The following is a 21,932-nucleotide window of genomic DNA, read 5'->3' on the forward strand; positions in this document are numbered from 1 at the left end:
ACAGATTATTAAGTAAATAGTTTTGATATTACCTCAGCTTTACTGCTGGGGATTTTCTTCGTATAAAGCTATATAGGGTAAATTTCTATATTTTTCCTGATAGTCCAGTCCATATCCAACCACAAAATTGTCTTCAATTTCAAAACCGGTATAGTGGACAGGTAAATCCAGCAGTTTATTATCTGAGATATGCAGCAGAGTGCAGATACTGATGCTTTTTGGGTTGCGGGCCCCCAGGTTTTTCAGCAGATAGCTGTGGGTTAAGCCGGTTCTGATAATATTTTCAATAATCAAAACGTCTCTGCCGGCTATACTAAATTCGAGATCTCTGGTTACCCTAATAACTCCTGAGTTATCTTGATCTGCATAGTGATTTAATTCTAAAAAATCAAGTTTAAGTGGAAACTTAAGTTTGCGGCTTAGATCGGTCATAAAATAAAGAGAACTTTTTAAAATACTGACCAAAATGACTTCCTGGTCCTTAAAATCTTGATTTAGCTGAGCTGCCAGTTCATCAATCCTGGCAGCAATTTCTTTTTCGGAAATAATAACTTTTCCTAAATTATCTGTTTCCATTTATTCTTCACCTCCGTTTAACTCGAACTTTTCGGCCAGCTGTTCAAAATCTTTTTTATAAACGATTTTTACATTAATGTGGGGATATAGTTCCTGCAGGAGACGAACCTTTTTATTTTTTTCGGTGGTATATTTTCTTTTCATAGTTGTCAGTTCGACATAGGTATCGTGTTCAGTTAAATAAAAGTCCGGTCTAAAAGCCATGATCACATTACCATCTGGATCCCATTCCAGCGGAAATTCACTTGGTTCATATTCCCACTGAATATGATGCATATCCAGGATTTTAGCAAATTCTTTTTCACTTTCATGGCCAAAGCTGCGCTGATTGTTATTTTCATTTTCTTTTGCATCGGCTTTAACTTTGAGATCATTATTTAGGGGTCCGGGATTTTCTTTTTTTAGATCAATTAAATTCATTAAAACCGAAATGCTTTCTTCCAGGCTCAGACCATCTCTATTTAAAGTTAAATGATAGAGGGTAGCCTTCTCCCAGTCCTGCTCGTGGATTCGCCAGAGATAGCGGCGGTGTTTGCGATCAGCCAATTCAAGTTCCCGGGCAGCCTCTTTTTTATGTAGACCAAATTCTTTTTCTAACTTTTTAATTCGATATTCTTCGGAAGCAGTAATTTTAAAATGTAGAGCATAGGGATGATTGTTAAAAATAATTTGGGCTCCCAGTCCTAAAATAAGCAGATTATTATTTTCAGCTTCTTTTTTCAACTTTTGTGCAATATATTCAGCAAAAGTAATCTGCTTTTCTTTTTCTGCACCGGGATTGGCGATTTTAGTGTAGAATTTAGTGCTCTGCTCCAGCATATGCAGCTGGTGCTTGTCAGCCACTTCGGGCAGCCAATTTTTTAGTACATAGCTGCGGTCAATTAACTTTAATCCAAGACGATGGGAGAGTTTTTCTGCAATTTTTTCTCCACCACTTGCCGTCTGTCTTGAAATTGTAATGATCTGCATAAATTCCACCTTCTTTCTTTAACTATATTATAGCATAAATAGCAGCCTGCGGCTATATCAATTAGCAAATTAAGGAAAAAAAGGGTTGAGCAAAACAGAATAATTACTTAATTCAAAATTCTTAAAAAAATAAAGGATTTTAACAATTTTTGCCCAATATAATAATAAGAAGAATAAAATTTTATAATTTGTTTAATAAATAGGGGGTATTATTCGATGAAAACTTTAGCTTTAATTTTAGCAGGCGGTAGAGGTACCAGACTTGATATTTTATCGGCACACCGTGCTAAACCAAGTGTACCATTTGCAGGAAAGTTCAGACTTATCGATTTTGCTTTAAGTAACTGTGTTAATTCCGGCATTTATAATGTGGGAGTTTTAACTCAGTATCTACCAATGTCTTTAAATAATCACATTGGTATTGGGAAACCATGGGATTTAGATCGCAGAATGGGTGGAGTTACAATTCTCCAGCCATATAGAGGTAAGCCTGGAACAACAGACTGGTATGAAGGAACAGCTCATGCAATTTATAAAAACATGAGTTTTATAAAAAATAAAGATCCAGAAGAGGTAGTTATTCTTTCTGGAGACCATGTATATGAGATGGATTACAGCAAAATGGTGGAATACCATAAAGAAAAAGGAGCAGACTTGACAATCGCAGCTCAACCTGTTCCCTATGAAGATGCAGATCGTTTTGGTATTTTAGATTATGATGATGAGATGAAAATTACCGATTTTGTAGAGAAACCAGCAGATCCGCCCAGTAATCTTGCTTCAATGGGTATTTATGTTTTCAAAAAAGAAGTATTATTAGAAGTGCTGGAGAAGTACTGTTCTGAAGAAGATTCGGACTTTGGTCATCACATTATACCACCGATGATCGAAAAAGGAGGAGTATATCTCTACGAATTTGATGATTACTGGAAGGATGTAGGTACACTTGCTGCTTACTGGGAAAGCAGTCTTGAACTAACCAATCCAATCCCGAGTTTAAATTTATATAATGAAGAGTGGAAGCTGCATACCAGAAGTGAAGAAAAACCTCCTGTTAAATTTGGAAAAGAGGCCTGTGCTTCCAAGAGTCTGATCTCCAATGGTTCAATAGTTAATGGAGTGGTAGAAAATTCAATTATTAGTCCGGGAGTTTATATTGAAGAAGGGGCAGTAGTTAGAGATTCTATTATTTTCAATGACACAATAATTAGAAAGAATTCTGTGGTAGAAAAGGCGATAATTGATAAAGAAGTTGAAGTTATGGCTAATTGTAAGATTGGAGATGGAGATGACTTAACACCTAATAAAGATAAGCCTGATCTTTTAGAAAATGGTTTAAATGTAATAGCAAAAAGAGCAACAATTCCTGAAGGTACAACTATTGGTAGAAACTGCAGGATCTTCTCTTATGTAGGAGTAGAAGATTTTGAGAGCAAAGAAATTCCAAGCGGAAGCACGATTACTTCCGAAATTGGAGAAAAGGTTGCAGCTGGAGACGAAGATCATGTACGAGAATTAAATAGCTAAAAATAATTAATCATATATCCAGGCTCCCTTCAGTTAATTGAGGGGAGCTATTTTATTTATTCTAGATTTTATGCTAAAATTAAGGTAGTTAGATTAATATTTTAATAGGAGATGATTATTATCAAAGTTAAGTGGTTAGGAAATTCGGCTCTGTTAATTGAGGATCAAAAAAATATTGTAATTGATCCCAGCTTCAAACTGGAAACTGATTTTGAGGCAGATATTGTATTGATAACTCATGAGCATGATGATCATATTAACTTGGAGAGTCTGGCAGCAGTAAGTAATGATCAGACTAAAGTTTATGCCCCTCAATCAGTTTATGATAAATTTGAGATTGAAGGAGAAGTTGTAAAAGCAGGAGATATAATTGAGGAGCAGGTTAAGGTTTTAGATGTTGACTGTTATAATGCCGAAGAATCTGTAGCTTATTTTTACAGAGGTTTATATCAGACTGCAGATGCTTCGGATTATCCTGACCCCGGGGAAAAAATTGAGCTGCTTTTTACAGCCTGTTTTAATGATCATTTTTCTGATTATCTGGAAAAAGCTATTAAACTTAGTCCAGCGATGGCAGTACCCTATCATTATGATCCAGAGGAAAGACAGGAATTACTGCAGGCTAAAGGTTTATCCAGTAAATTTGAACAGATTGGATGCCAATCTAAAGTGATAGAAGTTGGCGAAGAATTGGAATTTTAAAATAATAGTTTAATCTAGGCCAAAATTTAATAAGTTTTGTGCTATATTTTTAGGATAGAGAAAAGCTCTCGGGGAGATTAATTATCCTGAGAGCTTTTATGTAAGATTTATTCATTTTTATTTAAACTTTCCAAAAAAAGGCTCAGATGCTCTCTCTGGGTTGGGCTTAACTGTCTGGCGTTATTAAGCAGAGGTCGCAGTGAGTCAGGAACAGCATTATCTGCTTCCGAAAAGAATTCTGCAATTGTAATTCCAAGAGCTCTACAGATCCTTTCTAAGGTTGTAATTGTGGGTGACTGTTTGTTGGACTCAATGGAACTGATAAATGATTGGCTGATACCGGTGTGGTTAGATAATCTTTTTTGACTTAAACCTCTCTGATTTCGATATTTTTTTAAACGCTTTCCGATATTCATAATATTAAATACCTCCCTACAAAATATTATCTTCTAACAATTTCAGAATTTGTAATATATATTATATCACTATAATGATAATTTAATACTATTATACCAGTTATTTCTGACAAAAAATAGTAAAAAACTTAATTTTCTAAATTTAATTTTAAAAATAATAAAAATTATCTGTTAATAGACATTCTAACCATTATAATTATTGAATATAGTTCATTATAGTGATAATATAATATATAGTTAATATATTATTAAGGGAGGAGAGATTATGTCAGCAAAATTAGCAAGAAAAATCAAAAGGTTCCGAAAAGAAAGAGAGCTAACTCAGCTAAAACTGGCGGAGAGAGCTGGGCTTGCCCAATCTTTTTTAAGTAATATTGAAAATGGACTACAGAGTCCTTCCTTAAAAAGCTTAGAAAAAATATCTAAGGCTCTGGATGTCTCCATAAATGACCTTTTGAAATGACTGAATTTATGAGGTGAAGGATATGCAAAATATAAAAACAAATCAGTATCATGACCAACTGACAGAAATTTATAATCGCCATTATTTCGAAAAGAAAATTAAAGAATTTGATCAAAAGCAGCTATATCCGTTTAGTATTGTTCTGGTAAATTTAAATAATCTAAAGGAAATAAATAAGAAGCAGGGTTATGAACGTGGTAATTTATTTATTAAAAAGACGGCAGAAATACTCAGTTCTTTTTGTGAAAAAAATGACATAGCAGCAAGAAGTGGTGGAGATGAATTCGTCATTTTACTTCCGAAAAGTGATATTAAAAAAGCAGAGAAAATTTCAGAAGAAATCACAAAAAATTACAATTATCTTAGTGGAAAATATCAAGAAATGACACTGGCACTTGGGATAGCCTCCCGATCAACTAAAGAACAGAAACTTACTGATGTTTATCAGCTTGCAAATGATAGAATGTACAGAAATAAGATTTCTGGAGCTGGTAGTTTTAAGTTTGAAATTTTTTCTGCTTTTGAGAGAATGCTGGGAGAAAAAACAGGAGAAACTGTAGCTCATGCTCGCAGAATGGAGCTGCTCTCTGTTAAGCTGGCAGAGAAGTTAAAAATTCCTGTTTATCAGATTGATGAATTGAAAATCGCTGCTCGTTTACATGATATAGGCAAGATAATTATTGCTGACTATATTCTAAATAAACCAGGTGCTTTGACTGAGGCCGAATTCAAAAAAGTTAAAGAACACACTAACACAGGGTACAGAATAATTAGATCAATGCCAGCTCTGGAAAATGTAGCTAATTTAATTTTAGCACATCACGAAAGGTGGGATGGCAGAGGCTATCCCGGAGGATTAGAAAAGGGAGAAATACCCTATCTGGCTAGAATTATCTCTATTGTGGATACATATGATGTTATAACTCATGAGAGACCATATAAAAAAGCGAGTTCAGCTGCAGCAGCATTAAAAGAAATTAAAAGATGTGCAGGGACTCAATTCGACCCTCTGCTGGCTGCGGAATTTATTGATTTAGTTAAAAACAGAAACCAAATTGAACTCGAGTTTGTTAAATAATTACTTTAATTACCTCCGGAATTTGTTATGTTATAAATAGGAGAATGGATAAGTTTACAAAACAGGAGGTAATAATTATGGAAGCAGAATTGAAGCAGAAGAGACTTGTTCTTGTTTCCAATGGTGAGCCATATAAACATGTATTTCAGGATCAAGAAATAAAACAAGAAAAACTTGCCGGAGGACTGACAACTGGCCTGGATCCAATGATGCAGGAAGACAAAGGACTCTGGATTGCCTGGGGTCGAGGAGAAGCAGACTTTGAGGTTGTTGATCAGGAGAATAAAGTTAAGGTGCCTGATGAGGATGGTTATACATTAAAGAGAATTAATTTGAGTGAAGAAGAAAAGAATGGGTTTTATTACGGATTCTCAAATGAGGTGATGTGGCCGATTTGTCATACCTTTATTTCAAAAGCTAATTATAAAAAAGAATACTGGGAAAGTTATAAAGAAGTCAACAAAAAATTTGCTGCTAGTATTAAGGAAGAGCTTCAGGAAGATGACTTAGTCTGGATTCATGATTATCATCTGGCGCTATTACCTGGATTACTGGCAGACAGTAATGCTAAAACAGCACTCTTCTGGCATATACCCTGGCCTGCCTGGGAGGCTTTTAGAACTATTCCCTGGCGGGAGGAAATTTTAGAAGGAATGCTGGCAGCTGACTTTCTGGCTTTTCATACCGATTCTTTTGTTTACAACTTTATCGACTGTGCTAAAAAGTTGGGGGCAGATGTTAACTTTTCTACCAGAGAAATTTATTATCAGGGATCAAAAACTAGAGTAGAAAGTATTCCTCTGGGTATTGATTACCAGCGTTTTCATCAGCTTGCAGAGGATCAAGAATATCTTAAAAAGGCCAGGAATATTAAAGAAGAATATTCTGCAGAAAAGCTTATTTTTGCAGTTGATAGACTCGATTATACTAAAGGAATAGAAGAAAGGCTGGAAGGTATTGATAGATTTTTCGACAAATATCCCGAATATCAGTGCAGGGTAACTTTTGTCCAGCGGGTGGCGCCCAGCCGAACTGGAATCGAAGAATATCAGCAGATGAAAGAAAGAATAGAGAAAAAAGTTGCAGAGATTAACGGAAAATATCAAAAAGACCGCTGGCAGCCGGTTAAATATTTTTACGGTTCGGTCCCACAGGAAGAACTGCTGCCCTATTATCAGATAGCTGATTTAGCATTAATTACTGCTTCAATTGATGGAATGAATCTGGTAGCTAAAGAATATCTGGCAGTCCAGGATTCTGGAGTGCTGCTGCTGTCTGAATTTGCAGGGGCAGCGGAATATATAGACAGTGCAATTAAGGTTAATCCCTATAATGTGGAAGCAGTAGCAGATAATATTTATCAGGGGCTTGAAATGTCCGAATCAGAGAAAAAAGAACGACTAAAAAAAGCTCAGGCTGATCTTAAAGAATATGACATTAACTGGTGGCGGGATACTTTTTTAGAAAAGTGGCTTAACTGTTATGAATAAAAAATATGTACTGGACGAGCCGAACTTAAATAAAATAAAAAGTAGTTTAGCCAGAGTAGAAAATATACTGCTTTTTCTCGATTATGATGGAACCCTGGCTCCTTTTAAAGTTGATCCTCTTTCGGCTTTTGCTTTACCGGAGATTGAAATTGATTTAAAGAAACTAGAAAAAAACCAGAAATATCATGTAACTCTTGTTTCCGGGAGACAGTTAAGTGAATTGAAAAAGATGATTGCTTTAAATCGCTGTCATTATGCGGGCAGTCATGGCCTAGAAATAGAGATGTCCTTTACAGAGGGAGTAATTTATCCTCATCAGAGTAAAGAGTTTGATGTTTTAAGCAGAAAAAACTATCAAAAGAGCAGAGAAAAATATTCAAAGTTAGATGGTGTCCGCGTGGAAGATAAGGGTTTTGGACTGGCTCTTCATTTTGAATCCGAAAATGAGCAGTCAGCAGAAGAAAAAAAGCTCCAGGCCTTATTCGAAAATACTGCCTATCAGGTTCTTTCCGGCAGAAAATTGGTTGAAATCAGACCGGAAGGCTGGGATAAAGGAAAGGCAGTTAATTATATTAGTGATCAGATTAAAAAAAATTTAGATATAGATAATATTTTAAGGATTTATATTGGTGATGATCGGACAGATGAAGATGCTTTTGAAGTCATAAAAGATGGGATTACTATCTATGTTCAGAATGAAGATGACTTAAATACAAAAGCAGAGTATTATCTTAGAAATCCAGAAGATACAGCTGAATTATTAAAAGTAATCGCAGGAGAGTCATAAATATCCTGCGATTTTGGTTTTGAATATTTTTCTAACTGTCATTATATTTGATGGAATTTGGGCTCCAGATTAGCAAAAGTTGTGAGCTTATTAAACCCAATTTCTTTAAGCCTGAAAATTGTATAATTAAATTTTTGAGTTATATCTTCTGTGTTATGGCTGTCAGATCCGATAGTTAAGATTTCCCCGCCGAGCTGATAATATAATTTTAAAATTTCAAAACTGGGGAGTGGGTTTTTTCCGTCAATGCGATAGCCGGAAGTATTAACCTCTAAACCCCGATTTCTGTTTATTATTACTTTCAATATTTGTTTTATCAAATCGAAAGCCTCTTTATTTTCCAGCAGCTCCGGTTGGGTTTCAAAATCTCCATAGCGGCGGATAATGTCCAGATGTCCGATTACACTGTAATCATCATAATTTTGGACTACCTCAAGCACAGATTTAAGATACTGAATATAGGCTTCCCACTGACTGTAGCCTTCGAAAAAATCACCGTTATACAAGTCAGCCTGTTCAGCGGTATGGAAAGAGCCAATTACAAAGTCAAAATCATCAGCAATATATTCCCTGCATTCCTGCAGAATATGGGGCTGCAGACCTATTTCTACCCCTTTTTTTATTTTAATCTGATCTTTGTATTTCTGCTGAAATTTTTCTATTTCCATTAAATATTTTTCTTTATCTATTAAAAATTCAATTGTGTCATCCTGATAATCAATGTCATGGTGGTCGGTAATTGCTATTTCGTTAAGCCCCAGATCAATTGATGCCTGACAGAGCTCATCCATTGTCATTTCAGAGTCAGCAGAAAAATGAGAGTGCAGATGATAATCAAACAACATATTTTTCCTCCTCAGTATTGTATATAATTTAAAAAGTTTATTTTAAGCTTGAAATAAATATATTTGTTCTTATCATAGCACAATTATCAGGAAAATTAAATCAAATTTCAAAGTGTTTAATGCTCTGCAGCAGCTCTCTGGACATGGCAGCTAAGCTGCGGGTGGATTCTGTTATTTCACTGGTGGCAGAGCTTTGTTCCTGACTGCTGGCTGCAATTTCTTCAGCAGAACTGGCAGTTTTCTCACTAACTTCAGCAATATCTTTAATAGAAAGCTGTACTTCCTCACTGTTCTGACTCATATTAAGGGTGGCCTCAGAAATTTCATTGATTAATTTTTTCAATTCACCGGCTGCTCTCTCAATTTCTGCAAATGAATTTTCACTGCTCTGGATAGCCTGGACGCTATTTTCTACAGCTTCTCTGGTATCATTCATATTTTCGACTGTATGTTTAACACCACCCTGAATATCAGTAATTAGTTTAGAAATTTCTTCTGTAGCCTGTGAGCTTTCCTCAGCTAAATCTCTTATTTCATCAGCAACTACTGAAAAACCTCTTCCGGCCTCTCCAGCTCTGGCAGCTTCGATAGCTGCATTTAAAGCAAGCAGATTAGTCTGAGAAGAAATTCTGCTGATTAACTGGATTATATCTCCGATTTTATCTGAAGATTTTCCCAGTTCACTGACAGTGTTTTCAACCCGATGGGATTTTTCTCTAACATTTTTTATTTCTTTAATTGAATTCTTAATTGATTTATTTCCGTTTTCAATATTATTGATCACGATTCCGGACTGTTTTTCCATATTAACACTTTTATTATCTATATTTTTTATTTCCTGACTGAGTTCTATTATATTAGCTTTAGTTTCATCTACCTGGGCTGACTGTTCTTCCATAGCTGCTGCCATCTCATGAGTGGAAATACCAACTCCTCTGGCTGCAGTTGATATTTCTTCACTATTATCATGGAGCTCATGGCTGGCTGCTGACAATTGTTTTGAGACATGCGAAATACTGCGGACAATTTTATCAAGATTGCAAATTAAGTTTTCGATTGAACGAGAGAGGATACCAATTTCGTCAGTTTTATTTAGATATTTTTCTTTTAAGTTTAAATTTAATTTTCCCTCTGATGTTTTTTTGATAATCTCAACTAGATTAACAATTGGAGCTGTAATTTCTCTGCTGATTATGTAAATTACTATTAAAGCAAAAATAAAGGCTGCCAGGCCAATGTAAATAGTGTATCGTTTAAAGATTTGAAGCTCAGATAGTATAGCTGATTCTGCTGCAGTTAGTGCCAGGGACCAGTTAGTTGTATTAATTCTGGCAGCAGTAATTATGTTATTTTGATTATTAATCTTGAAATTACCTGTATATGTATCATTTTCTCTGATTAAATCTAAAACTTCCTTAAATTCTGAGCTGGAATTTTGATAATAGTCCTGGTTTCCAATTAGTTTTTCTTCTGGATGAGCTAAAAGTTTTGCTTTCTGATTTAAAATCATGCTGTAGCCATTACCGTTTAAATTTAAATCGGTTATTAGATTTTGAATATCACTTAATTTAAGCACTCCTACTAAGAATCCCTGTAACTTATCATAGTCATCTGTAATTGGAGCTGCAACTGCAAAAACACTTTCTTCAGTAAAAAAATCAACATAAATATTTGAGAAAACACTTTTTTGGTGTTCCAGAGCCTGTTTAAAATATTCTTTTTCAGAAATATCGCCAAAACTACCGGAAGTGGCTTTGAATCTACCATTCTCTTCAACCAACATGATATCCATAAAATTTGTTTTTTCCTGAGTTCTTCGCAGGATCAGCTGGGCAGAATTCCAGTTTAATCCCTGAACACTGTTGATATTGGTCAGTGTTTCTAATAAGAGCTGTTTTTCTTTTAACCACTGATCAATATTGTCTGCATTATCTTGAGCAGATTTTTCTGCTTCTTCAATTATTATTTTTTTTAAGATGGTTTTGGAGCTGTTGTAATAAAGAAACGAGCTGGCGGAAATTATAATTAGTACTACTACGGAAACGGTAAACAATAGTTTATGCTGAATACTTTTAAATTTAATCACCTTAAATCCTCCCATTTTTATATTTTGCTGGACCAATGTAATTTTAACAGGTTAATGTTTCTAAAAGATTAAATTTGTGTTAACTATGGGCAAATTATTTGCAGTTGAATCCTTGACAATATTATGAAAATACTATAAAATTATAACCAGTAAATTTAAAATTAAAGCAAAAATAAATCTAATATAGTGATGGCGTGTTACTGTTCGGCAGGCATAAACCAGAAAAGTAGGGTTTTCTATACCCTCTTTTCTGGTTTTTTTTATATATTTTTATTTTTCGCAAGATCTTTAGGAGGTAAATTTATGGCTAAAAAGATTAAGTGCACTGTAGTTAAAGCATTTAATAATAATGTGATTTTAGTTAAACGAAAAGATAATAACAAGGAAGAAGTTTTAGTTGGTAAGGGAATTGCCTTCGGTAAGAAAGAGGGAGCTGAAATAAAAATAGATGCTGAAAAGATTGAAAAATCTTTTGTAACCTATGGTGAAAAATTTAAAAAAGAATATTTTAGTTTGATTGACGAGATGGATGGAGAAATAATTAGAGTTTGTGAGGAGATTATTTCAATAGCAGAAGAAAATCTAGGCCAGTTAAATCAACATATTCATATTGCACTTACAGACCATGTAAGTTTTGCCAGAGAAAGAATGGAATCAGATATGATAATAGAATTTCCTTTTTTAGAAGAAATAAAGATATTATATAAAGACGAATACAAAATTGCTGTTAAAGCACTGGAAATTTTAAATAATAGATTAGATACAAAACTGCCGGAAGATGAGATAGGTTTTATTACTATGCATTTTTATGCTGCCCGGGAAAATACAAATGTCCGTAATACTTATCGAAATGTGAGTTTGATTAATGAACTGGTTGATATTATTCAAACTGAATTAGGCGTAAGACTTGATCCAGGTGATTCAAATTATATAAGGTTAGTTAATCACCTTCATTTTAGTATTGAGAGAGTAAATAATAATATTAATGTGCAGAACCCACTGATAGAAAGTATAAAAAGTGAGTTTAATGAGGCATATTCAGTTTCAGATAAATTATCTAAAAAAATCAAATCAGAATTGAATCTAGAAATCAGCGAAGCAGAAAAGGGATATATGACAATCCATTTACAGCGTTTAAATGATGTAAATTCATTATAATGGTGATTAGGTACCGGTACCTTCACATAAATGTTAAAAGTTAAGGAAATGAATAAGGAGGAATCAGTATGGCATTAGATCATGCTAAACTAGCTAAAGAATTGTTGGAAAAAGTTGGCGGGGCAGAAAATGTTTCAAGTGTTACAAACTGTATGACCAGATTGCGCTTTGTGCTTAAAAATGACAGTATAGCTGATATCGAAGAAGTGGAAAGTTTAGAAGGTGTACTGAGAGTAATTAAAAAAGGCGGACAGTATCAGGTAGTTATCGGAAATGAGGTTACTAAGGTTTACCGTGAACTCTCTAAACTCGGTAACTTTTCGGAATCTGCGCCAAAAGAGAAAAACAGCAGTTCAGAGGACCAGGAAAATGTTTTATCAAGATTGTTTGGATTTATTGCAGGCTGTATGACACCACTGCTGCCGGCTATGCTGGGTAGTGGAATGATAAAAGTTGTTTTAACCTTATTAACAACTTTTTCGCTGATCGATACCTCAGGTACGACTTATCAGATTTTAAATGTTATTGGAGACGCTTTCTTTTATTTCTTACCAGTGATGCTGGCTTATACAACTGCTAAAAAATTGGATGCCAGTGCTCCATTAGCAATGGTAATTGCTGCAGTTTTATTACATCCAAATTTAACCGCACTGCTGGGTGAGGGTAATGCTTCTTATTTTGGCTTACCAGTTACCTCAGCTACTTATAGTTCCTCAGTTTTACCAATTTTGTTAATTGTACCAATTATGAAATATATTGAAGATTTTGCAGATAGAGTTTCTCCAGATGTTGTTAAGGCATTTTTGAAACCCTTAATTGTTGTTTTTGTTACAGCACCGATTGCTCTGGTTATTGTTGGTCCAATTGGGGCAATCATGGGGCAGTATCTGGCAGCAGGTATTAACTTTTTATACAATGAAATGGGCTGGCTAACAATTATGCTTTTATCAGCTTTAATGCCCTTTATTGTAATGACAGGTATGCATTATGCTTTGATTCCTATTGCTTTATCAGGACTGTCCAGTTTTGGTTTTGACGCTATATTAATTATTACTATGTTCTGTTCCAATCTGGCTCAGGGTGGCGCCACAATGGCAGTAGCCTATAAAGCTAAAAAAATAAAGGTTAAGTCACAGGCGATGGCCGCTGGCATTTCAGCAATTGTAGCTGGAGTTACAGAACCGGCAATGTATGGTATTACTTTAAAATATAAAACACCGATGATTGCTGCTGTTGCAGGTGCTGGAGCAGCTGGGTTATACGCCGGGATTACAGGTCTTGTAGCCTATACAATGGGAGGCTCACCTTCTGCTTTATCTTTGATTCAGATGATTGGAGGAGAAGGATTTGTCAATATGATAAATGGAGTTATTGCACTTGCGATTTCACTTTCTGTCTCCTTTTCTCTAAGCTATATACTATTTAAACCGGAGCAGAAAAGTGAACAGGTTAAAAAGCAGGAAGAAAAATTAGCTCAATCTGTATAAGAAAATAATATAATAAGAAGGGTGATTAAGATGACAATATTACCAGATGATTTTATGTGGGGAGGAGCGGTTGCAGCCAATCAGTGTGAGGGAGCCTGGAATGAAGATGGTAAAGGAATCTCCATTTCTGATGTCTGCACCGGTGGCTCTCACACTCAATCAAAAAGGATTACCAGAGAAATCGAAGAAGATACATTTTATCCCTCCCATGAAGCGATAGATTTTTATCATCATTATAAAGAGGATATTGCTTTAATGGCAGAGATGGGATTTGAAGTCTTCCGATTTTCCATTGCCTGGACCAGAATTTTCCCTACAGGTATGGAAGCAGAACCAAATGAAGCTGGATTAGAGTTTTATGATCAGGTAATTGATGAATGTTTAAAACATGATATTGAACCTTTAATTACAATTTCTCACTATGAGATGCCTTTTGCTCTAACTGAAAAATATAATGGCTGGGCCTCCAGAGAGGTAATTGATTTATTTGTAAAATATGCAAAAACACTGTTTAAAAGATATAAGGGTAAGGTTAAATACTGGTTGACTTTTAATGAAATTAATTCAGGAACTCTGCCCATGGGAGGATTTTTATCACTGGGAATTTTAAATGAAGAAACAACTGATTTTACTGATCAGGTAGATGATCCTCAGCTGAGATTTCAGGGACTACACCATCAGTTTGTGGCCAGTGCTTTAGCAGTTAAAGCAGCCCATGAGATTGACCCTGACTATCAAGTGGGCAGCATGAACATCCAGGCCACTTTTTATCCCAGAACCTGTAACCCGGATGATATTATTGCAACTCAAAAGCAGGATCAGATAGTTAATTATTTCTGTGGAGATGTGCAGGTTAAGGGAGAATATCCCTTCTATATAGATCGTTATTTTAATGAGAATGATATAGAAATTGAGATGGAAGCTGGAGATCTTGAAATTTTAAAAGAAGGAACTGTAGATTATTATACTTTCAGTTATTATATGTCCAACTGTGTTTCTGCTGATCCAGATATTGATCAGAGTGACGGAAATATTATTGGAGGAGTGGAAAACCCCTATCTTGAATCCAGTGAATGGGGCTGGCAGATTGACCCCAAAGGTTTAAGATATACCTTAAACTACTTATATGACCGTTATCAAATACCACTTATGGTAGTCGAAAATGGTCTGGGAGCCAAAGATGAGGTAGAAGAAGACGGCAGTATCAATGATGATTACAGAATTGATTATCTGCGCCGCCATATTGAACAGATGAAAGAAGCAGTTAAAGATGGTGTCGACTTACAGGCTTACACTCCCTGGGGTTGTATTGACCTGGTCAGTGCATCAACAGGTGAGATGAGAAAACGTTACGGTTTTATTTATGTAGATAAGCATGATGATGGTTCAGGTACCCTAGAGAGAAAACCAAAGCAGAGTTTTTACTGGTATCAGAATGTTATTAAATCAAATGGAGAAGAATTAGAGGTGGAAAGTAAATAATGAAAAAGGATCTTCTAATCACAAATGAAACAGGTCTGCATGCCAGACCTGCATCAACCTTTGTCAATGCGGCTGGGAAATATGAATCTGATGTAGAAATTATTTTTGGTGAGAAAACTGTAAACGCTAAAAGTATTATGGGTTTAATGAGTCTGGGGATTTCCCAGGATAGTAAAATTACTATCAAGACTAAGGGCGAAGATGAAGAAGAAGCCTTAAAAGGTCTGGTTTCTTTTGTAGAAGAAAATATAAATAAAGAACATTAAGGAAAAGTGTAGAAATTGAGGCTTCTTTAAATACTGTTTTTAACAGGAAAGAAGAAGCCTTTTTATAAAATTTATAAAGGAGACAAATAATGAGGAAAAGTATTTTAAGATTATTTTTAATTTTGATAATAGTATTATTTATCTTGCAATCTTCTGTATTTGCAAAAGAGAACGAATTAGATAAAGCCAGAACAGTAATTACAACTGATGGTGAAGTAGATGATATGAATTCAATGATTAGGTTTATGTTATATTCTAATGAGGTTGATTTAGAAGGAATAGTTCTTACAAGCTCCACTTATCATTTTGCAGGAAATGAAAAAAAGGGAATTGAGCCCTATAGATGGACTGGAACAGAGTGGATTTATGACTTTATTGATAAATACGAGCAAGTATACAGTAATTTAAAGATTCATGCTGATGGTTATCCAGCTCCAGATTATTTACGAAACAAAACAAAGATTGGTAATATAACTAATGTTGGAGCAATGGAAAAAAAGACTGAAGGATCTAGATTTCTAAAAAAATTATTCCTGGATAATGACCCCAGAAAATTATACGTACAGACCTGGGGAGGAACTAACACTACTGCAAGAGCTTTAAAGTCAATTGAAGAAGAATATAAAAATACGGAGCGTTGGAAAGAAATACAAAAGACAATTAATCAGAAACTTGTAATATATATTATTCTTGATCAGGATGATAGTTATAAGAATTACATAGCTAAAAAATGGCCTGAAATTCAGATAATTAATGATAGAAGCAATTTTTGGCATTTTGCTTATGCCTGGAAACTCCACAGTCCCGAGGTGAATAGATTTTTGCAGGGAGACTGGTTATATAAAAATATTAAAAATAATCATGGTCCACTTATGGAAGAATATGCTTTAATGGGAGATGGTAATTATATTGAAGGAGAATTATTTGAAGAACAGCGTGGTACTGACAAATATCTTGAAAAAAATCCTCAGTATAATCGCTATGATTTTATTTCCGAAGGAGACTCACCTTCATTTTTATATTTAGTTAAAAATGGTTTGAGAAGTATGGAAGATCCCACCTATGGTGGCTGGGGAGGTAGATTTTCTGTGGTAAATGAAAACTTGTGGAAAAATGATGTTTTAGATTATAATCCACACAGTAAAAGGTATGAAGCAGAATATACTTTAATGCGTTGGTTTGATGATCTACAGCGTGACTTTGCAGCCAGAGCTGACTGGTCTGTGACTGATAGTTATGAGAAAGCCAATCATCATCCAGAAATCAGTGTCAAAGAAGGAATTGATTTGAAAGCTGACCCTGGCGAAACAATCACCTTACACGCTGTTGCCGAAGACCCTGATGATGATCACCTTAGTTTTAATTGGTGGCATTATGCGGAAGCTGATAGCTATCGGGAAGCTAAAACAGAAAAAAACAAAAAGGTATATAATCGCAATTCCGGACTATTATTCAGTATAACAAGAGAGGTAAAAGAAGATGAAATTATTGATAATATAGAATTACAAAATGAAGAAACAAAGACAGTTAGTTTTACTGTTCCAAAAGGTGCAGAATCTGGTGACACTATTCATATTATTGGAGAAGTAATTGACGATGGAGAAATCAAGTTAAAAGATTATCAAAGAGTAATTATTACAGTAAGATGATCTCAGAAGCTTGCTTTATGTAAATGAAAAAAATATCTATTGAAAGCATAATATATCTAAGCGGATTGGTGAATTTAATTCGCTTAGGATATATTTTATTTTGATTATTCAAAATATTTGCTATATAATGTTAGTTAAGAAAAGGAAAATATTCCTAATATGGATAATAATAATTAATATTAATAATATATTTTGGATATTTAGAATTTTATTTAACGTTTTTAAAAACATTAAATTTTAAAAAGGGGGGTTATGTCTGCTGTTGTCGTGGATTATAATTAAAACTCAAAGGAGGAATATTAAATGAAAAAATTAATTAGTTTTTTTATTGTACTTGTTCTAATTTTTTGGGGGATGGCAGCTGTTCAGGCGGAAAGTCACAATTATTACAATCGAGTCGATAAGGTATTTGACTGGGGAACAAGTACAACTAAAGTAATAATTAATCTTGGAGAAACAATAAATAATGAAATGGTTGATTGGAATACTTTTGAGGTTTATGTGAGGAGATCTGATCCCAGATTGGAAGATTCATTTTTAGAAGAGGGACAGCGAAAAATTGAAGCGGCTTATGTTTCAGACTCAAAAGGAGAAAAGTTGGATTCAGGAGAATTCCTAACTTTAGAATTAGAAGTTGGACCAGGATTAAGTCTGGATTCCGCTCTTAATTATGTTTCTGATCAGGGTGGGAATAATTGGATTGATGTTAAATACACAATTTCTCAGCTAAAAGATATTGAAACTGAAACCGGAACTTTAAGTGGAATTGAGATTACAGAGTTAAATAAGATTTTCAGACCTCAGATAGAAAAATTTGTTACAGGCTCTTCATTTTATAATGATTCAATTAATGGTGAGATTGATTTAACCTATGCAGCTTATGAACCTGAAGTTAAAGATATTACTAAAAAGTCCTTGATAGTCTGGCTTCATGGTGGAGGTGAAGGAGGAACTGACCCAACGATTCCTCTAGCAGCAAATAAATCTGTTAATTTTGCTTCCGAAGAAATACAGGATATTTATGATGGTGCTTATGTACTTGTTCCACAAACACCAACCAGATGGATGCATCCAGGAGCTAATGAAGGAGATTTTGAACATCTGCCTCCAGACTCAGGTGAAAATGGTAGGCCATATACCTCTAAGTATACTAAAGCGCTGATGAACCTAATTGATAACTATGTAAAATCAAATATGGGGATTGACAGAGATAGAATCTATGTTGGTGGTTGTTCCAATGGTGGTTTTATGACAGTAAGACTTGGTATTGATTATCCAGATTATTTTGCAGCTCTATATCCCGTATGTCATGGAATGACTTATGAATACTTAACTGATGAAGATATTAATAAATTAGTAGATCAAAATATTTGGTTTGTTTCAGCTGCAACTGATAGTGTCCTTCCTGCTCCCAGTTTCACTATTCCACTCTATGACAGATTAATAAAAGAAGGGGCTCAAAATGTTCATTTATCTTATCCCAAGAGAGTAATAGATACTTCAGGAAAATATGTAACTGAGAATGGTAAACCATATGAATATAATGGTCATTGGTCCTGGATTTATGTTTATAATAATGATCTGAGTAATGAAATCAATGGAAAAAATACCTATCTTCAAAACTGGCTGTCTAACCAGGAATTAGAAGAGTAAAATCCTGAATCTTAAACAGAGGAGAGTGTCGTTATGAGAACAAATAGTAAATTTATTTTGATATTCCTTATTTTAGCTGTCCTGGTTTTTGTCTGGATGAATAACTCACTGGCTCAAGACTCTGAATACAAAATAACCTTTTACACATCTGGTCTGGAAATAGATAGTAAAACTGTTCAGCGAAATCAAACAATAGAATTACCAGATCCTCCAGAAAGAGAGGGCTATATTTTTGCCGGCTGGTATACTTCCGAATCAGAAGCACAGTATAATGCTTTTGATCCGACTCAAGAAATCAATAGTGATTTAAATCTTTATGCCCAGTGGATTGCAGAAGACCATGTAAATATAATAGAAAGTACTTCAGCAGACAAGACTGTTGAATTAGGGTATTCTGATTCCTCTGGAATAGAGATTAGAAGCATGGATGATAATTCTATTGTAGAAGTAGAAGAATTAGAAGATGGTGTTTTAGACTATCCGGTTTATAAGGACCTAAATAAAAATGGAAAACTTGATCCGTATGAGGACTGGCGGTTGGATGTTGATGAAAGGACAGCTGATTTAGCTTCGCAAATGAGTTATCAGGAAATTGCAGGATTGATGTTATACAGCAGCCATCAAACTAGCTGGGAAAACTCTGCTCCTAGCCAGGCTCAAGTGGCTTTTCTGGCCAATGATGATTTACGACATGTTTTGATGGCAGGGGAAGTGCCAGCAGAAATTGCAGCTCCCTGGAATAATAATATTCAGGCTATCTCCGAAAAATTGGGACTTGGAATTCCGGCAAATAATAGTTCTGATCCTCGTCACAGTGCTGCTGTTGGAGTTGAATATTATTCTGATAATACAGGAACAATTTCTCTCTGGCCCAACTCTTTAGGTCTGGCAGCAACCTTTGATCCAGAATTAGTCAAAGAATTTGCTCAGATAGCATCAAAAGAGTATAGGGCACTCGGTATTTCAACTGCTTTATCACCTCAGATTGATATAGCAACAGAACCCCGCTGGAATCGTACAAATGGAACCTTTGGTGAAGATCCAAAACTCGCTGCAGATATGACTGAAGCTTATGTAAGTGGTTTTCAGGGTACATTTGCTGATGGCGAATTAACAGGCTGGGGATATGACAGTGTAAATGCAATGATGAAACACTGGCCTGGTGGAGGAGCTGGTGAAGGTGGACGTGATGCTCACAGTGATTTTGGTAAGTATTCTGTTTTCCCGGGCAATAATTTTGATGCCCATACCATTCCTTTTGTTGATGGAGGATTAGTCGGAGAAAATGGTGATACTACAATGGCCACTGCAGTAATGCCTTATTACACCATTTCTTATAATGTCGATCCATCCGGTAAGGACTTATCCAACGCTTATTCTGAATATATAATTAGTGATTTATTAAGGGATAAGTATAATTTTGATGGAGTAATCTGTACTGACTGGGGTGTTGATGGTGGCCGGGGTTGGGGACCTGCGATAGAACCACTGGACACTGCCGCCAGATCAAAATTGTTGATAGAAGCAGGAGTCAATCAGTTTGGTGGTCGAAACACTTCCCGCTATATTTTAGAAGCAGTAGAATTAGCTGAAGAAGAAGGAACCGAAGAGGAATTTAGAGATCATATGGAATTTGCAGCAGTTAGACTCTTAAAAAATATCTTTAGAACAGGTTTGTTTGAAAATCCATATCTTGATGAAAAAGAATCTTCAGATTTAGTGGGTAATGAGGAATTTGTAGAAAAAGGCTATGAAGCTCAACTTAAATCAATTATAATGCTCAAAAATAAAAATGATTTACTACCTTTAGCAGAAGACACAGCAATATATATTCCGCAACATGAAGGGGAATATATTTTTAAAGGAGCAGAAAATGATTTTACTGTAGTTGACTCTTCTGAGGAAGCTGATCTTGCTGTAGTAACAATGAATAGTCCCCAGAGTCCAATTGAACCACCAATTGGCTGGGCAATGTTTGGCGGCGGCTGGTCACCTGGTGAGAAAGCTCCTTATGATTTTGAAGAATATCCTTATCAATCTGGATATTATCCTTTAACTTTACAGTACAGTGAATATACAGCTGTAGAAGCCAGAGATGTTTCAATAGCCGGAGATTATAGGAATATAACAGAAATTGAGGGAACAGCAAGCAGTAAATATTTAAATAGAAGTTATAAAAATAGAAAAATGACAGCTACTAACTTTGGCCAGTACCAACAGCTTTTAGATACCAAAAAAGCTATGGGAGATAAACCTGTAATTACTGTAATTAATCTGGATAATCCAATGGTATTTAAAGAAATAGATCCACTGGCTGATGCTATTTTACTCCGCTTTGCTGCCAGTGATAATGCTATATTAGATATTCTCAGCGGTAGAGAGGAACCATCCGGTTTATTACCACTGCAGATGCCAGAAGATATGGCAGCAGTTGAAAACCAGGCTGAAGATGTGCCGCGAGACATGGAAGTTTATCAGGATTCGGAAGGCAACTATTATGACTTTGCCTTTGGACTGAACTGGGATGGAGTGATTGATGATCACCGGGTAGAAAAATATCGTGTCGATGCACTGGAAAAACCTCAATCAGTAGAAAACAGCAATACAACAGCAGACTATGTTACAGTAGAAACTAAGACTTTACCACTGGGACAGGTTGGTAGGAAGTATTCTGCTAAAATAAAAACTAAAGAGCCTGCTGATTTAGAATTGATTAGTGGTAATCTCCCGGCTGGACTTACATTTGAGAAGGGAGTGTTTGCAGGAACTCCTGTTGAGAAAACTGATAAGTATGGTGAGCAGCTCAAGCTAAGAGCTGCAGCAGCTGGTAAATTGGACAGAGTATTTAAAATAACTCTGGTAGTTAACGAAACAGGCCCTGTTAATCTGGCTGATCCAAATCAGCTTTCTATCTTAATTAATCTCGCTCAGGCAGAAAATGAAAAGAATTATACAGAGCAGGAATGGAACGAATTAAATGAAGCTTTAAGAAATGCTAAAGCAGTTTATCAAAATGCAGCTGAATTAGAACAGATTGATCTTGATAGGGCGGTTGAAAGGCTGGAAAATACTATTAAATAAAGATTAATAAAAAAATGAAACATCTAAAAGCTCCAATTACTCAGTAAAAGTAGTTGGAGCTTTTAGATTTTAAAAAATAAAAAAATTAATAATATAAATATTTTACCATTAATGGTATAATATTTATATTATCATTGAATTTGAGCGTTAAGTTATGGTAAAATATAAATAGAGAGATGGAGGAAATATGTTGGAGGTTATAAAAAAGCCACATGAT

General features: G+C 35.1%; 18 protein-coding genes. 13 read left to right on the forward strand and 5 right to left on the reverse strand.

The features are described from left to right. Window positions 1-39: 39 nt before the first annotated feature. Both hpt and DFR79_RS07660 read right to left on the reverse strand, forming a co-directional pair. Window positions 40-576 (reverse strand): hypoxanthine phosphoribosyltransferase, encoded by a 537-nt coding sequence (gene hpt, locus DFR79_RS07655; RefSeq protein ID WP_133514921.1) that lies wholly within the window; start codon window positions 574-576, stop codon window positions 40-42. Continuing rightward, window positions 577-1,545 carry a cytidylate kinase family protein gene (locus DFR79_RS07660; protein WP_133514922.1) on the reverse strand — a complete coding sequence of 323 codons (969 nt, stop codon included), beginning with the start codon at window positions 1,543-1,545 and terminating at the stop codon, window positions 577-579. A 216-nt stretch (window positions 1,546-1,761) separates the two neighbouring features. On the opposite strand from DFR79_RS07660, the gene DFR79_RS07665 reads away from it, so the two are divergent. Both DFR79_RS07665 and DFR79_RS07670 read left to right on the forward strand, forming a co-directional pair. Beyond that, window positions 1,762-3,072 (forward strand): glucose-1-phosphate adenylyltransferase, encoded by a 1,311-nt coding sequence (locus DFR79_RS07665; RefSeq protein WP_133514923.1) that lies wholly within the window; start codon window positions 1,762-1,764, stop codon window positions 3,070-3,072. A gap of 111 nt (window positions 3,073-3,183) precedes the next feature. Further along, a complete protein-coding gene (locus DFR79_RS07670) occupies window positions 3,184-3,774 on the forward strand; it encodes an MBL fold metallo-hydrolase (protein WP_133514924.1) in 591 nt (196 codons plus the stop codon). Between the two features lie 107 nt (window positions 3,775-3,881). Here DFR79_RS07670 and DFR79_RS07675 read toward each other — a convergent pair whose 3' ends face one another. Continuing rightward, window positions 3,882-4,190 carry a helix-turn-helix domain-containing protein gene (locus tag DFR79_RS07675; protein ID WP_133514925.1) on the reverse strand — a complete coding sequence of 103 codons (309 nt, stop codon included), beginning with the start codon at window positions 4,188-4,190 and terminating at the stop codon, window positions 3,882-3,884. A gap of 265 nt (window positions 4,191-4,455) precedes the next feature. Between DFR79_RS07675 and DFR79_RS07680 the strand changes: the two genes are divergently transcribed. From DFR79_RS07680 to otsB, 4 genes are all read left to right on the forward strand, one after another. Further along, a complete protein-coding gene (locus tag DFR79_RS07680) occupies window positions 4,456-4,653 on the forward strand; it encodes a helix-turn-helix domain-containing protein (protein WP_133514926.1) in 198 nt (65 codons plus the stop codon). A 22-nt stretch (window positions 4,654-4,675) separates the two neighbouring features. Beyond that, complete coding sequence (locus tag DFR79_RS07685; protein ID WP_133514927.1) at window positions 4,676-5,731, forward strand: diguanylate cyclase; 1,056 nt, start codon at window positions 4,676-4,678, stop codon at window positions 5,729-5,731. Window positions 5,732-5,808: 77 nt separating this feature from the next. Then, window positions 5,809-7,221: an alpha,alpha-trehalose-phosphate synthase (UDP-forming) gene (locus DFR79_RS07690; RefSeq protein ID WP_133514928.1), complete on the forward strand. Its 1,413-nt coding sequence runs from the start codon at window positions 5,809-5,811 to the stop codon at window positions 7,219-7,221. After that, the gene (otsB, locus tag DFR79_RS07695; protein WP_133514929.1) at window positions 7,214-8,008 is read left to right on the forward strand and encodes a trehalose-phosphatase; all 795 of its coding nucleotides are present in this window, start codon (window positions 7,214-7,216) and stop codon (window positions 8,006-8,008) included. Before DFR79_RS07690 ends, otsB begins: the two co-directional genes overlap by 8 nt. Window positions 8,009-8,049: 41 nt before the next feature. Here the strand turns inward: otsB and DFR79_RS07700 are convergent, their stop codons facing one another. Together DFR79_RS07700 and DFR79_RS07705 are read right to left on the reverse strand one after the other, a co-directional pair. Further along, on the reverse strand, window positions 8,050-8,853 hold the full coding sequence (locus DFR79_RS07700; RefSeq protein WP_133514930.1) for a histidinol-phosphatase HisJ family protein: 804 nt from the start codon (window positions 8,851-8,853) through the stop codon (window positions 8,050-8,052). 100 nt (window positions 8,854-8,953) lie between these two features. Then, window positions 8,954-10,939 (reverse strand): methyl-accepting chemotaxis protein, encoded by a 1,986-nt coding sequence (locus tag DFR79_RS07705; protein ID WP_166638010.1) that lies wholly within the window; start codon window positions 10,937-10,939, stop codon window positions 8,954-8,956. Window positions 10,940-11,242: 303 nt separating this feature from the next. Here DFR79_RS07705 and DFR79_RS07710 point away from each other — a divergent pair, with 303 nt between their 5' ends. The 7 genes from DFR79_RS07710 (at window position 11,243) to DFR79_RS07740 (ending at window position 21,715) form a co-directional block, all read left to right on the forward strand. Continuing rightward, complete coding sequence (locus DFR79_RS07710; protein ID WP_166638011.1) at window positions 11,243-12,097, forward strand: PRD domain-containing protein; 855 nt, start codon at window positions 11,243-11,245, stop codon at window positions 12,095-12,097. Between the two features lie 68 nt (window positions 12,098-12,165). Further along, window positions 12,166-13,584, forward strand: coding sequence for a PTS transporter subunit EIIC (locus DFR79_RS07715; RefSeq protein WP_133514933.1), 1,419 nt, complete (start codon window positions 12,166-12,168; stop codon window positions 13,582-13,584). Window positions 13,585-13,614: 30 nt separating this feature from the next. Beyond that, the gene (locus DFR79_RS07720; RefSeq protein ID WP_133514934.1) at window positions 13,615-15,066 is read left to right on the forward strand and encodes a glycoside hydrolase family 1 protein; all 1,452 of its coding nucleotides are present in this window, start codon (window positions 13,615-13,617) and stop codon (window positions 15,064-15,066) included. Further along, the gene (locus DFR79_RS07725; protein ID WP_133514935.1) at window positions 15,066-15,332 is read left to right on the forward strand and encodes an HPr family phosphocarrier protein; all 267 of its coding nucleotides are present in this window, start codon (window positions 15,066-15,068) and stop codon (window positions 15,330-15,332) included. The genes DFR79_RS07720 and DFR79_RS07725 overlap by 1 nt, the downstream gene beginning before the upstream one ends. A 224-nt stretch (window positions 15,333-15,556) precedes the next feature. Next, window positions 15,557-16,981, forward strand: a complete 1,425-nt coding sequence (locus DFR79_RS07730) for a nucleoside hydrolase-like domain-containing protein (protein WP_432207095.1) — start codon at window positions 15,557-15,559, stop codon at window positions 16,979-16,981. Window positions 16,982-17,284: 303 nt separating this feature from the next. Further along, window positions 17,285-18,634 (forward strand): peptidase, encoded by a 1,350-nt coding sequence (locus DFR79_RS07735; protein ID WP_133514937.1) that lies wholly within the window; start codon window positions 17,285-17,287, stop codon window positions 18,632-18,634. Window positions 18,635-18,667: 33 nt separating this feature from the next. Beyond that, a complete protein-coding gene (locus tag DFR79_RS07740) occupies window positions 18,668-21,715 on the forward strand; it encodes a glycoside hydrolase family 3 N-terminal domain-containing protein (protein ID WP_133514938.1) in 3,048 nt (1,015 codons plus the stop codon). The last annotated feature ends 217 nt before the right edge of the window (window positions 21,716-21,932 follow it).

The sequence above is a fragment of the Halanaerobium saccharolyticum genome, assembly GCF_004362045.1.
Classification (GTDB): domain Bacteria; phylum Bacillota; class Halanaerobiia; order Halanaerobiales; family Halanaerobiaceae; genus Halanaerobium; species Halanaerobium saccharolyticum_C.